13 protein-coding genes and 1 tRNA gene are annotated in these 13378 nt (G+C 66.5%); 8 read left to right on the forward strand and 6 right to left on the reverse strand.

The window, feature by feature from the left end:
• Positions 1-119: 119 nt before the first annotated feature.
• From QX121_RS11190 to rplU, 3 genes are all read right to left on the reverse strand, one after another.
• Positions 120-710 (reverse strand): GNAT family N-acetyltransferase, encoded by a 591-nt coding sequence (locus QX121_RS11190; RefSeq protein ID WP_315811928.1) that lies wholly within the window; start codon positions 708-710, stop codon positions 120-122.
• Positions 711-850: 140 nt separating this feature from the next.
• A complete protein-coding gene (rpmA, locus tag QX121_RS11195) occupies positions 851-1120 on the reverse strand; it encodes a 50S ribosomal protein L27 (RefSeq protein WP_008961804.1) in 270 nt (89 codons plus the stop codon).
• Between the two features lie 132 nt (positions 1121-1252).
• Entirely contained in the window at positions 1253-1636 is a 384-nt protein-coding gene (gene rplU / locus QX121_RS11200; protein WP_315757168.1) for a 50S ribosomal protein L21, read from the reverse strand.
• Positions 1637-2010: 374 nt separating this feature from the next.
• Here rplU and QX121_RS11205 point away from each other — a divergent pair, with 374 nt between their 5' ends.
• The 4 genes from QX121_RS11205 to QX121_RS11220 all read left to right on the forward strand — a co-directional run bounded on the left by QX121_RS11205 (position 2011) and on the right by QX121_RS11220 (position 5434).
• A complete protein-coding gene (locus tag QX121_RS11205; protein WP_315811929.1) occupies positions 2011-3150 on the forward strand; it encodes an ROK family protein in 1140 nt (379 codons plus the stop codon).
• 482 nt (positions 3151-3632) lie between these two features.
• On the forward strand, positions 3633-4292 hold the full coding sequence (locus QX121_RS11210) for an outer membrane protein (protein ID WP_315811930.1): 660 nt from the start codon (positions 3633-3635) through the stop codon (positions 4290-4292).
• Positions 4293-4536: 244 nt separating this feature from the next.
• A tRNA-Ser gene (locus QX121_RS11215) sits at positions 4537-4626 on the forward strand.
• A gap of 49 nt (positions 4627-4675) precedes the next feature.
• Positions 4676-5434 (forward strand): DUF2786 domain-containing protein, encoded by a 759-nt coding sequence (locus QX121_RS11220; protein WP_315811931.1) that lies wholly within the window; start codon positions 4676-4678, stop codon positions 5432-5434.
• 114 nt (positions 5435-5548) lie between these two features.
• Here the strand turns inward: QX121_RS11220 and QX121_RS11225 are convergent, their stop codons facing one another.
• A complete protein-coding gene (locus QX121_RS11225; RefSeq protein ID WP_315811932.1) occupies positions 5549-6157 on the reverse strand; it encodes a hypothetical protein in 609 nt (202 codons plus the stop codon).
• A gap of 190 nt (positions 6158-6347) precedes the next feature.
• Between QX121_RS11225 and QX121_RS11230 the strand changes: the two genes are divergently transcribed.
• On the forward strand, positions 6348-6686 hold the full coding sequence (locus QX121_RS11230) for an MmcQ/YjbR family DNA-binding protein (protein ID WP_315811933.1): 339 nt from the start codon (positions 6348-6350) through the stop codon (positions 6684-6686).
• A 41-nt stretch (positions 6687-6727) separates the two neighbouring features.
• Here the strand turns inward: QX121_RS11230 and QX121_RS11235 are convergent, their stop codons facing one another.
• Entirely contained in the window at positions 6728-7762 is a 1035-nt protein-coding gene (locus QX121_RS11235; protein ID WP_315811934.1) for a hypothetical protein, read from the reverse strand.
• A gap of 502 nt (positions 7763-8264) precedes the next feature.
• Here QX121_RS11235 and QX121_RS11240 point away from each other — a divergent pair.
• The 3 genes from QX121_RS11240 (at position 8265) to QX121_RS11250 (ending at position 12410) form a co-directional block, all read left to right on the forward strand.
• Positions 8265-8762 carry a YchJ family protein gene (locus QX121_RS11240; RefSeq protein ID WP_315812023.1) on the forward strand — a complete coding sequence of 166 codons (498 nt, stop codon included), beginning with the start codon at positions 8265-8267 and terminating at the stop codon, positions 8760-8762.
• A 368-nt stretch (positions 8763-9130) separates the two neighbouring features.
• A complete protein-coding gene (locus QX121_RS11245; protein WP_315811935.1) occupies positions 9131-10639 on the forward strand; it encodes a bifunctional class I SAM-dependent methyltransferase/glycosyltransferase family 2 protein in 1509 nt (502 codons plus the stop codon).
• Between the two features lie 151 nt (positions 10640-10790).
• Complete coding sequence (locus tag QX121_RS11250) at positions 10791-12410, forward strand: hypothetical protein (RefSeq protein WP_315811936.1); 1620 nt, start codon at positions 10791-10793, stop codon at positions 12408-12410.
• Between the two features lie 19 nt (positions 12411-12429).
• On the opposite strand, the gene QX121_RS11255 is transcribed toward QX121_RS11250, so the two are convergent.
• Positions 12430-13170, reverse strand: a complete 741-nt coding sequence (locus tag QX121_RS11255) for a GntR family transcriptional regulator (RefSeq protein WP_315811937.1) — start codon at positions 13168-13170, stop codon at positions 12430-12432.
• Positions 13171-13378: the final 208 nt, after the last annotated feature.

A 13378-nucleotide genomic window follows, 5' to 3' on the forward strand; every position in this document is an offset into this window, starting at 1 on the left:
GGGGTGGGGTGATCTCTCCGCGGACGCTGGCGCGTGTGGAGGGATCACCCCACCCCGCCTCACGTGTCGCTTCGCTCCGCGTGAGGCGACCCTCCCCCTCCAGGGGAGGGTGGCCCGGCCTAGTTCCGCCGTCCCGCGTTGGCCCAGGCCTTCAGCGACCCCCAGACACCGCGGGTGAGGCGGAAGGCGTCGACCGGGGCGGAGGAGCCGATCACCTCGAAGCGGTGCAGCTCGACGCCGGTCCATTGGAAGCCGCACTTTTCCAGGATGTTGCGCGAGGCTGGGTTGCTGACGCGGGCGTGCCCGATCAGCAAATTGTCCTCGCTCGTCTCGAAGAAATGGTCGATTGCGGCGCGCGCGGCTTCGGTGCCGAAGCCGCGGCCCCAATGCGCAACGCCCAGCCAGTAGCCGAGCTCGGCGCGGCCCGTTGCTGGTCGATTGATCCCGACCATGCCGATCGGCGTGTCCAGATGCTCGATCAGGAAGGCGGTCTCGCCCGTCTGTTCCAGCGCGCGAACGAAGCGAGCGGCATCGACCTCTGAATATGGGTGCGGCAGGCGGCGGGTGTTCTCGGCGATAACACGGTCGTCGGCGAGCCGGGCGATGGCAGTCACGTCCGCGAGCACCGGCGCACGCAGCGTCAGCCGGGGGGTCTCGAGGACGCAAGGTCTCGCCTCGCGCAAGGTGGGAGTCGTGATGTCCTGCAGCATGTCGGGCTCCATCGACGCTTCGGGATCAACTGATCAGCGAAAAAGAAAAGGGGAGGCCGGTTGTCCCGCCTCCCCTGGAGCCATCTGGCGCTCCGCCGGTTCATCAGGACCCGGCGGACGCATGTTGTTCCACCGTTATTCTATTCGGCAGCCTGGGCGGCTACCGGCCGCACCGAAATGAACGTGCGGTTGGCCCGGTCATGGAACTCGACGACGCCCTCGATCTTGGCGAACAGGGTGTGGTCCGTGCCCATGCCGACGTTGAGGCCGGGGTGCCAGGTCGTGCCGCGCTGACGCGCAATGATGTTGCCGGGAATCACGCGCTCGCCGCCGAACGCCTTGATGCCGAGGCGCTTGCCCTTGGAGTCGCGTCCGTTGCGGGATGAACCGCCTGCCTTTTTATGAGCCATCGCTCGTCTCCGATCTCGCGATCACCTTTAGCGCGATTCCGCCAAGGGATCATTCACATTTGCTGGGCGCGGACGAAAAATCCGCGCGATGAGGGTTCAAGCCAATGCGGCGCGGCAATCGCGCCGGCACGCTTACTCGGCGGCGTCGGCCGCCGGGGCTTCCGCCTTGGCCTTCTTCGGCCGCGGGCCCTTGGTCGGCTTGGCGTTGCCGGTCAGGATTTCGCTGACGCGGATCAGCGTCAGCTCGTCCCGGTAGCCGCGCTTGCGGCGCGAATTCTTGCGGCGGCGTTTCTTGAACGCGATGACCTTGGGGCCGCGCTTGTGGTCGAGCACCTCGACGGCCACGGACGCACCGGCCACGGCGGGCACGCCCAGCACCGGGGTGTCGCCACCGACCACCAGCACTTCGTTCAGCTGTACGATCGTACCGGGCTCACCGTCGATCTTGCCAATCTCGAGCACATCATCCGGGGCGACGCGGTATTGCTTGCCGCCGGTCTTGATGACTGCGAACATCGTTCTCATCCTTCGTGTTCGATCCCGGCCTCGAAGCACCATGGCCCCGGGTCGGCTTCTTGTTCAGTCGTTATGGTTCATGAAGTCCGGCCCGATCGGGACCGGCGTCGCGCCCTTGGGCTCAACACCCGCCGGATACGCGCAACGACAAACGGCGCGAGAACACCCGCGCCGGTCGATCGGGTGCTTATAGCCGGGTCGGCTGACGAGTCAAGGGAAAGGGGCGAATAGGGAGTAGCGCGAGTAGGGAACGCAGGTGGCGGCCAACCTCGACCCCTATTCGCTTCTCCCTATTCGCCATTCGCCTCTCCCGCCGCAACCAAACTGTCGCCTGCGCCGTTGTTCGGGCCAACGCACAGCACGGCAGGGATCCGATGGCCGACGACGTCATGACCACCACGGGCATCGCCCGCCACGGCGCGGCGCGGCTGCCGTCGGTCGAGATCGACAGCTTCAACATCGAACTCAAGGACGAGGATGGCTTCCTCGGCGATCGCGCCTCCAAGGGCGCGTTCCGCAAGATCCTCGAGCGCTGGCGCAAGCCGTTGCGCAAATCCGACAAGGACCCGTTCGGTGACGAGGACAGCGACACCATCAGCAAGAAGGCACTGGACGCAATCCTGGTCGGCGACGACACCGAGGCTTCGGCGGTGGTGCATTCGGCGATCGAGGAATTCGCCCAGGAGCTCGCTTATGTGACCCGGCGCTTCCTGCGCACCAAGGCCTGGGCCAAGACCGAATGCATCGTGGTCGGCGGTGGCTTTCGGGATTCCCGGCTCGGCGAGCTCGCCATCGCGCGCACCGAGATCATCCTCAAGGACGAGGGCTTCGGCGTCGAGTTGGAGCCGATCCGCTACCATCCCGACGATGCCGGGCTGATCGGCGCGCTGCATCTGGCGCCGTCGTGGATCTTCGAGGCCCATGACAGCATCCTCGCGGTCGACATCGGCGGCACCAACATCCGCTGCGGCGTCGTCGAGACCGCCCGGAAAAAGGCGCCGGACCTGTCCAAGGCGTCGGTCTGGAAGTCCGATCTGTGGCGCCATGCCGACGACGAGCCGACGCGGGAAGGCGCCGTCAAGCGGCTCGCCAAGATGCTGAAGGGCCTAATCGAGGAGGCCGATACCGAGGGGCTCAGGCTCGCGCCGTTCATCGGCATTGCCTGTCCCGGCGTGATCAGCGAGGACGGCTCGATCGAGAAGGGTGCGCAGAACCTGCCGGGCAATTGGGAGAGCAGCAAGTTCAACCTTCCGGCCAGCCTGGTCGAGGCGATCCCGATGATCGGCGATCACGACACCGCGGTGCTGATGCACAATGACGGCGTCGTCCAGGGCCTGTCCGAGGTGCCGTTCATGCAGGAGTTCGAGCGCTGGGGCGTGCTGACCATCGGCACCGGGCTGGGTAATGCCCGCTTCACCAACCGTCGTAAGGAGAACGGTCGCAAGGACAAGGATGACACGTCGAAGGACGAGAAGGGCGACGACAAGAAGGCGGCCAAGAAGAAGAAGGATTGAGCGTCGGCGCGGCCGCACCACTGTGTCTCTCGGCGGCCCGGAGGGAGCGATGCTGCGTTGCAGCGGGGGGCCTCCCCGGTCCAAGACGTGCGGAAAACCGCCGTGCAACCAATCGGATGGCCTGAAACCCGGTAACCTTGACTGGTTAGGTTAAGGAACGGTTCACATTGCGATGCACGCGCAGATGGCCCAGGGTCGCCGGCGTCGCTCAGGCCGGCCGGATTGACCCCCGTCTCTTCCGTCGGTTTCCCCAAGATGTAGCGACACGGGACCGCCGGTATGTGTCAGCGTACGGCGGTCCCACCCTCTTGCTTGTCCTTTGTCCTTCCGACCTCCGCCAGCCATCGTGGCCTGCAACGACCAAAAAATCCTCGGCATGATGCCAGTCCGTATTTACAAACCGTCTAGTCGGTTTATAAGAGGGCATCCCAAATGGGGTGGGATTTTGACGGCGCGCTCGCGCCCAAACGGAGTATGAGCAGATGACGATCAGAGGCGCGAGATCTTGGCTGGCCGCCCTGGCGGTGACCGCGCTGACCTGCGGCGGGGCGCAGGCGGCGGATCTGCCGGCGACCGCGTACAAGGCGCCGGCTTATGCGGCTGCGCCGGCGCCGTTCTCCTGGACCGGCTTCTATGCCGGCGCCAATGTCGGCGGTGCCTTCACCGGCAATGATGGGTTCGCCAATGCTGCGAGCGGCAATGGCGGCAAGCTGTCCGGGGTCATTGGCGGTCTGCAGGCCGGCTACAACTACCAGCTCTCGCCGCTCGTCGTGGTCGGCATCGAGAACGACCTCGGCTTCACCGGCCTGTCGCGCAAGGGCGACCTGGTCAATCCCGCCATCAGTGCGCCCTGGCTGACCTCCGGCCGCGCCCGCGCCGGCGTCACGCTGCTCGACCAGCGGCTGTTTCTGTACGGCGCTGCGGGCCTCGCGGCCGGCGAGCTGAAGGACGGTCCGATCCACAAGGTGAAGATGGGATGGACCGCGGGCGGCGGTGCCGAATGGGCGTTCCTGCCGAAATGGTCGGCCAAGCTCGAATATCTCTACACCGACCTCAAGCACGACGGTCTGCCGGACTGGCGGGCAGCCAAGATCCACACGGTGCGGGCCGGCGTGAACTACCATTTCGACCTGTTCCGCTGACCGGAGCGCACCAGTATCTACAGTGCTCGAAGGGCCCACGCGTCAGTCTCGGGCCTTCGGGACGCGCGGGTCGGGCGGTATAGCCGACTGACCCGCGCGAGCGGTCCGCCTCCCCGAGCGACCGCAACCGGCCTGCGCGCGCCGCGCGACGGTCCGGGGAAAAATTCGGCCGGCTGCCTTGTCACCCCCTGCATCGTGCCCTAGAACGACGCCCGACCCGGGGGCTCGCCCCTGATTTGCGCCTGGAGAGGTGGCAGAGTGGTTGAATGCACCGCACTCGAAATGCGGCATAGGTGCAAGCCTATCGGGGGTTCGAATCCCTCCCTCTCCGCCAGTTCCCCCGTCCGCCACCTCCCAGCGGGGCTTCATATGAGCCGTGATCGGTGAGCCAGACGTTCGATCCTGCCGCCTCCGATCCTGTTGCGCTCGACAAGCTGAAATCCCGCATTCAGGCTTTGCGCGCGAAGACAATCGCCAATGGCTGCACCGAGGACGAGGCGCTGTCCGCGGCCGCCAAAGTCGCCGAGCTGCTCGATCGCCACGACCTGTCGCTGTCGGACCTCGAGCTGCGGGCGTCGGCGTGCGAGCGCAAGGTCTACGAGACCCATCGCAAGAAGCGCATTCCGCTCGACGACTGCATCGGTGCGATCGCGCATTTCTGCGATTGCCGGGTCTGGCGCGAGAAGAACCCGGCCGGCGAGGCGAGCTATGTGTTCTTCGGTCTCCCCGCGGATGTCGAGGTTGCGCATTATCTGGCGGAATTGATCGACAACGCCGTGCGCGCCGAACTCGGTCGCTTCAAGACCTCGGCCGAGTACCGCCGGTTCCGGCACCAGGACCGGCATCTCGCCAATGCCTCCTTCGCGCTCGGCATGGTGGTGTCGATCGCCGACCGCCTGGTGGCGATGAAGGCGGCCCGGGACCAGGTCAACCAAAGCGGCGGCCGCGGTCTGGTCGTGCTCAAGACCTCGGTGGTCGATGCCGAATTCGGCAAGCTCGATCTGAAGCTGCGGTCGGCGCGCAGCACCAGCCGGATGGTGTCGACGGCGGCCTATGAAGCGGGAGGTGCCGCGGGCACCACGCTCGCGATCAGTCCGGGCGTCAGCGGAGTGCCGCAACGTAATGGACCGAAAGGGAACTGAACTCAGTCCCTAACGGTCGTTGCCCTTATCGCTGGCATGTCCGACCCGATCGGCCGCTGATGGCATTGGCAGGCCACCAGCGTTGGCTGCAGCAATCGTCGGTAGCGCATGCCCTCAGCTCTTCGCGCCCGGCCCCTTCAACGCATTCCAGGCCGCCTGGTTGGCCTGGTCGAACGCCTTGCGGGATTCGTTCAGGGCGGCGCTGAACACCGACCAGGATTCGCTGCCGGTCTGCTTCAGCTTCTCGAGATGGGCGCCGGCCTCCGCCGCGTCGGATTTGAGCTGCTTCAGCACGGCGTCGAGATCGGTGGTGCCGACCGTCGTCACCTTGGCCGCCGCCTCGCGAAACCTGTCGGCCGACTCCCGCCACGCCTTTGCCTGCGCAGCGGCGATGTCCTTGAAGGTCGCCTGCTGCTGCGCGGCCTGCTTGCCGGCGGCGTCGAAATAGGCCTTCATCTGCGCCTCGAATCCGGCCCAGTGCGCGTCCAGCTCGGACTTCGCGCTGGCCATCGCGGCTTCGCCGGCCGCTGCCTGCGTCTTGAGCAGGGCTTCGAGGTCGCTGCGGCGCTTCTTCAAGTCCGCCATGATCTCCTCGGTCTTCACCTTGGATGCTGCTTCGACCTCGACTGCCTTGACCCCTAGCGACTCCAGCGCGGCATCCATCTCGTGGAGGCGCTCCCTGGCCCAGTTCAGGTAGACTTGCATCGTGCTCTGTGCCGGCATGGCTGCTCTCCTCTGATCCATCCTGCGACAAGCCATATAGAAACGGCGTCGTATAGTTTTGACATGCATCAAGGCTCCGGGGTGCCGGGCATCACGTTCGCGTGCAGGGCGGCAGTGCGCCCCGCATGGCGGACCGCCATGGCCGGTGCTAGTCCTATCGTTCGAATATGATCGCACGAGGCGCGTCGAGATGACCGGTGACGAATTTCGTACGCTCGCTTTGTCGCTCGCCGGAACGACCGAGGCGCCTCACTTCGATCGCACTGCGTTCAAGCTGCACCGGACATTTGCGACCTTGGCCGCTGATGGCGCATCCGCCAACGTCCTGCTCACCCCCGACGAGCAGGAGCACTATGCCGGTCTGCTGCCCGGCGTGTTTCGCCGGGTCCCGAACAAATGGGGTGATCAGGGCTGGACCACCGTGTCGCTGGCCGATGTCGACGCCGCCGCTTGCCTGCGCCCCGTGCTCGAGAGCGCGTGGCGCGCCGCGCATCGTGCGCAGGGGTCACGCGGCCGCAGCAGGCGCTGAGCCGCCCCCGCAACGAAATTCGCAGGCCGCGAAAAGGAACCTCACACCCTTCGCCCGACCATCAGCAGGATGCCGCCGATCTGCGGCAGCAGCGCCAGCAGGATCAGGCGGAGCATGATGAAGTCCTCGGCGGAGGGCTTCACCACTCCGCGCGACACCCACGCCACCAGCTTGATCGCCGCCTCGGTCTGCGGGTCGGCGGTCTGGCTCACCGTGGACATCGCCGCGTCCAGCGCCAGCCGGCGTTCGGCGACGGCGGCCTCGCGCTCCCGACAGAACTTGCCGACGCCGCCCTTGCACTCGCGGTCGCGCGCGGTCATGGCATCCGCAAGCGCCGTCTGCGCGGCCTGCACCGCGGGCGTCACCCGCGAGGCGCGCGCCAAGGTGACGTCGCTGATGTTGGTCGAGGCGAAGCCGATGCCGGCGGTGACCGCGAACACGAAGGTCATCAGCCACACCGTCCAGCCGGTCAGTGCCGAGGCGCGATGGCGCCCCTGCCACAGCCGCGCGGCGCAGGTCGGCATCACCAGCGCGACGAGGTCGGCGGTGACCCCGACCGCAAGAAACATCCAGCCGGCCGTGCTGTTCGAGCCGAGCGAATGCGCGAACCAGCCGTTCATCGCCATGCCGACCGCGGCGAGCGCCAGCGCGGCGAGTTGCAGCAGGATCGACGAGGCGGTGAGGCGTCCGCGTGCGACCTTGGCCGGAGTGACCGGCGCGGCGGCCGGAACGACCTCGCCCTCGATCACCGCGGGCGTTTCCCGCGGTGTCATTGTCGTCGGCGCGGTTGCTGCGGGGATCGCCGCGGCGGCCGCGCTCGCGGCGGCCTCCGTCCGTGCCGGCTCGGCCGCCGCCCGGCTCTTCGCCGGCTCGTTCACGAACTCCAGGAAGTCCGGCATGATCAGCGTCTCAGAGGCCAGCATCTCGTCGTCGAGCGCCGCCGTCTTGGCCTTCTCAGCCTTGTCGGCTCGGGGACGCGGACGCGGCTTGACCATCTTTGCCCGCTTCGGACGCGGCTTGGCCGTCTTCGGCTGCTGCCAGGGAATGATGGATGCGACTACGGACTCATCAGCCATCGGGGCTGCTCCAATCGGTGGTGATGGGCGCGACGCTGCGTTTGCACGCAGCGCGTCTCGCGCCGGCATCGGGTGTACGTTTGATCGGGAATCGAGCAGCGGCCCGCCTCGAAGCGGGCTTTCGTTGTTGCGGCCGGGCTGGCGTCGCGCGAAGAAATCGTTGGCGTCTCACGCGCCCTGATCCGCCGATGATGCGGAGGGCTTGCGGTCACAAGCGCCACGTAATGAGGCGGCGCCCGGAAGGTTCTGGTCCGCGCGGGGCCGGGCCGGTCAGCCGTGCGCCCAACACCCTTGTTCTTAACCAATGGTTAACACGGATTCGCCGGTTTCGAAACGGTGCCAGGTCCTCGTTCACATATCGGATGATCGCCAACCGAGAACTGCGTCTTTGCGGTCACAACTGCAAGTGACGCCCTTCTTGTTCAATGGACGAACGCGCGGGTGCCTCGGCCTTGCGGCGCGCTATGGTAGGATCTCGAATGTGGAGCTCCGTCGTCGTCTCATGCAATGTCCCTGCGGCTCAGGCTTTCCCTACGATCGTTGTTGCGGTCGCTATCTCCAAGGTGATGATCGCCCGCCGACGGCCGAAGCTCTGATGCGCTCGCGCTATACGGCCTATACGCGCGGCGACATCGGCTACATCGAATCGACGCTCGCCGCCGACCGTCGCAGCGCGTTCGATGCCGCCGTGGCGAGAACCTGGGCGACGCGCGCGACATGGCTCGGCCTGCGCATCGTCTCGTCGGTCCGCGGCCAGCCCGGCGACGCCGATGGCGTCGTCAGCTTCGTCGCAACCTATCGCGAGGCCGGCAAGACCATCGAGCGCCACGAGGTCTCACAGTTTCGCCGCGACGACGACGGCGCCTGGCGCTTCGTCGAGGGTGACGCGCGAGCCGTCGTCACTCAGCCGAAGCGGGCGGCCGCCACCGCGAAGGTCGGCCGCAATGATCCATGCCCGTGCGGTAGCGGCAAGAAATACAAATTCTGCTGCGGACGGTGAGCGCAGCTGTTGATAGGAGGGGAAGCCGCGACTGCGGGCTCGTCAGGTGCTTCCGTGCCCCGCGAAGGCAGGCGCGCGGGCGCTCAAGCCGTCGGTGCCGGCGCCAATCTGGCAACGACGGTCCAGCGTCGCCGGTCTTCCCGCGCCCGCTTAGTTGCGAGCGCGAATGAGATGCAAAGATCGGAAGTATGCGGTGCGAACGATCGCGGCTGCCTCATTGTGGCTGGCCGATGTCTGCTCGTTTCCGTCGCGCGTCAGAGCTGGGGCGCCACGATGCCAACAGAGCGGAGGACTTCTCTGCCGCCGCCTTGACTCCGCCCAACCGGGCTGGCCTAGAAGGACGTAGTTCCTAACAGGGGTGGTATCAGGTGGCGGAGTTGGACGAGCAGGTCCGGCAGGACGAACGCGAGCGGTCGCAGGTTGCCGCAACCCCGTCGTCGGCAACGAAGGCGCTGTCACCGCGCAAGGCGGCCATCCTCGACCATGCCAACGATTTCGCCGATGCGCGCGCCAGCTGGCGCGACAAGGCGGCGTTCTTTCACAGCGAGGACGCGTGCTATCTGCGCTTCCTGATCCCGCCGGGCAGCCGCGTGCTCGAGATCGGCTGCGGCCTCGGCGACACCCTGGCATCGCTCGCGCCGTCCTACGGCGTCGGCATCGACTTCAGCGAAAAGCAGATCAAGATCGCCCGCAGCCGGCATCCTGAGCTGACCTTCATTCTGGGCGACGCGGAGGATCCGGCCACGCTCGCCGCCGCCAGCGGCCCGTTCGATGTCATTCTGGTGCTCGACACCATCGGTTCGCTCGACGACTGCCAGCAGTTCATCGAGCAGTTGCACCCCTTGTGCACGCGCGAGACGCGCCTCGTCATCGGCTACTTCTCGCACCTCTGGTATCCGCTGCTGAAGGCTGCGGAGGCACTGGGCCTGCGGATGCCGCAGCCGGAGCAGAACGTGCTGTCGCCGGCCGACCTGCGCAATCTCGCGCAGCTTGCCGATTTCGATCCGGTGAAATCCGAGCAGCGCGTGCTGTCGCCGCTGCGGCTCTACGGCCTCGGCCGTTTCGCCAACCGCTTCCTCAGCGTGCTCCCGATTCTGCGCGCCTTGTCGCTGCGGCACTATCTGGTGTCGCGCTCGCTCCGCTGCGTGAGCGATGACGTCCGCTCGGCGACCGTCGTGATCCCCGCGCGCAACGAGCGCGGCAACATCGAGCCCGCGGTGCAGCGCATCGCCGCGTTCTGCCCGGACATCGAGATCATCTTCATCGAGGGCCACAGCAGGGACGGCACCTATGAGGAGATGGAGCGGGTGCGCCAGGCGTTCCCGGACCACGACATCAAGCTGATGCGGCAGCCCGGCAAGGGCAAGGCCGACGCGGTGTTCACGGCCTTCGACGCGGCACGCGGCGACGTGCTGATGATTTTGGACGCCGACCTCACCATGCCGCCGGAGCAGTTGCCGAAGTTTTTCGAGGCGCTGCGCTCGGGCAAGGGCGAGTTCATCAACGGCTCGCGCCTGGTCTATCCGATGGACGAGGGCGCGATGCGCTTCCTCAACCTCATCGCCAACAAGACCTTCTCCTATCTGTTCTCGTGGCTCTTGAACCAGCGCTACACCGATACGCTCTGCGGCACCAAGGTGCTCCGCCGCAGCGACTATGTCAGGCTCAAGGCCGGCAAGGCCTATTTCGGCGATTTCGATCCGTTCGGCGATTTCGACCTGATCTTCGGCGCCTCCAAGCTGAACCTGAAATCGATCGACCTGCCGATCCGCTACGCCGCGCGCAGCTATGGCGAGACTCAGATCTCCCGCTTCCGCCACGGCTGGATGCTGCTCAAGATGGTCGTGTTCGCGTTCTTCAAGATCAAGGCGATCTGAGGATGACGGGAGTTCGCGGTGTCCAGCCTCAGAGGAGGCTGCGCCGATCGTTTGCCAATCGGACTACGTCGTCAAGGCCGGGCTTGACCCAGCCTTCCACGCCTTCCTTCGCCGAGGAAGGACGACGTGGACGCGCGGGACAAGCCCGCGCATGACGAAGAAAACGATACCGAAAACATCGAATCCGCCTCGTGACGCCTTCGATCGCCTGACGCGCTTCGGCTGGCACGGCGGCGTCGCGGTCGCGCTGCTGCTGTCGCTCGTGTCGTTCCTGGCCGTCGGCTATTTCACCGTCTATTGGCGCAATGCCGACATGGACTTCATGATGATCTACAACGCGCTCGCCATGAACGATGGCGGCGCGCAGGCCTTCTTCGATCACCCGGCCTATCTCACCATCCTGTCGGTCGAGACCTGGTTCGCGCTGCTGCATCGGCTCGGCCTGCTCGACGCCTGGACATTGTCGGCGATCCCCGCCGATCGCGCCGCCTTCGATGTCGCGATGACCGGCGCCGTTCATGCCGGACGCGTCGCCGCGCTGCTGACGGCCGCCGGCATCATCCTCGCCTTTGCTTGGGCCGCGCGCCGGCTGGTGTCGGACTGGCGCATCGCCATGCTCGCCGTCACGGCCTTCGTATTCTCCGGCGGCGCGCAGATGCATCTGCGCATCCTGCGCAGCGAGATGATGGCGGCGTCGTTCTGCATCCTCGCGCTGATGATCCTGATCGTGGCGGCGCGCCGCGCCAGCCTCGCGCGTCCGCTTGCGATCGGGCTCGCCGCCACGCTCTGCACGCTCGGTCTGGAGAACAAGGTCCATGCGATCCTGTTAATCGCCGCGATCCCCGTGCTGGTGCTGCCGTTCGGCACGGCGACGAGCCGAAGCGTTGCGTTCTGGCAATCGCCGCGCGCCTGGGCGGCCGTGCTGGTCGCCGGGATCGCTGCGCTGCTCGCCATGAGCGCTGCCTGGCCCCTGATCGTCGCCGGCTTCGATCCTGTCAACGCAACGGCTGCCGGCCTCAAACCCATGCTGTTGGGCCGCTTCGGCGTCTATCAGCTCGCGCTGCTCGGCCTGATCGCGGCCTGCATGGTCGTCTTCGCGTGGCTGTGGCGCGTGAGCGCGGCCGAAACTGTTGCGGCGCTACTGGCGATGGTCGCCGGCGCCGTCATCGGCCTGCTCGCGCTGGATCTGAGCTACGACGTCAACGATGTCGTCGTCGTGCTCAATCCGCTGGAGAAGATGATCACCTTTGTCGACGCGCCAGATGCCGCCGGTAGCCTGAGCGGTGCGATCGGGCTGTTGTTGTCCGGGCTGTTCGGGGTCATCAGGCGCTACACCTTCGTGCTGCAAACATCGGCGCGGCCCACGGTGTTCCTGACCTGGCTGATCATCCCCGGCATCGTCATGGCCTGGCGCCGCGGTGAGCGGCAGGCGGCCATCCAGGCCATTCTCCTGATGCTCGCTGCTGTCGGCATCGATACGCTCGGTGTCCGCCGCGGGCTGAAGGTCGAGTACTTCGTCTTCACCGATCCCCTGATCATCATTGCCGGCATGGTCCTGCTCGATCATCTGGCGGACCTGCGCTTCTCCCGCTTCGCCTATCCGATCGGCGCGGCGCTGCTCGCGCTCCATGTCGGCATCAGCCAGGCCGAGCCGGTCAAGATGGCGCTCAAGCGCAGGGGGCCTGAGGAGGTCTGCGCGTGGAGCGGCCACTACATGCCACGGATGGCGCTGCCCTGGTGCGCGCCGCCGAACAGCCCGCCGAGGACGTGACGGCCGACGCTCAGGAGCGTCAAGACGATCCTGAGCGCACCCTGCGGCGTGGCTTGACCGGCGCAAAGATCGCCGCGAGATCCACGCCGTCGGGCGCCGGGGACTCGTCGAGACGCAGCCGGCCCTCGACATGCAGGAAGTGCTCGCGCGACAGCGCGATCGCCCGCATCAGGTCGCGGTCGCGCAGCGCCGCGACGATGGCGCCATGCTCGTCGACCGCGCAGATCGACTGCGCCGCCGGCTCGTACACCGACACCATCACCGAGGAGCGGCTGAGTAGGTCGCCGAGCATGCGCGACAATTCCGGATTGCCGATGGAATCGACGAGGTGGACGTGGAAGGCGCCGGACAGCCGCACCGAGGTCGCGCGATCGCCGCGCCGCGCCGCCGCGCGCTCCTCCGCCAGATGCGCGTCGAGCCGGGCGAGCAAACCATCGTCGATCCGCAGCACCAACTGGCTGAGCACGCCGGCCTCGAGCACGCGATGCGCCTCATAGACCCGTCTGATATCATCAAGCGTCGGCCGCGGCACCCGCGCGCCGCGGTTCGGAATCATCTCCAGCCGCCGCTCGGCGCCGAGCCGGTGCAGCACCTTGCGGATGCGCTCGCGCGACACGCCGAAGACCGCGGCCAGCGGCGTCTCGGCGAGCTTGGTGCCGGCCTTGAGCTTGCCTTCCAGCAGCGCGCGCAGAATGGCCTGATACACCGCCTCGTCCTCGGCGGGATTGGCCTTCCCGATTCGCTGCGCTCGCATCGCCATGCTCCGTAGCTAGGCCCAAAGCCGCGGCAGGTCACCTCCAAAAAATGTGCACATTATGCTCGCGGCCGGGGAGGAGGTCGGTCGAGAAGCGGATCGAGGAAGAGCTCAGAGCAATGATCTCGTTGATGAATCCAAAAATGTGCACATTTGGCACGGCGCTTGCTGATCCTCGTGACACGTCACGCGACAGCTCACACGGGATCCTCTC

It is taken from the genome of Bradyrhizobium sp. SZCCHNR2028, from assembly GCF_032380995.1.
Lineage (GTDB): Bacteria > Pseudomonadota > Alphaproteobacteria > Rhizobiales > Xanthobacteraceae > Bradyrhizobium.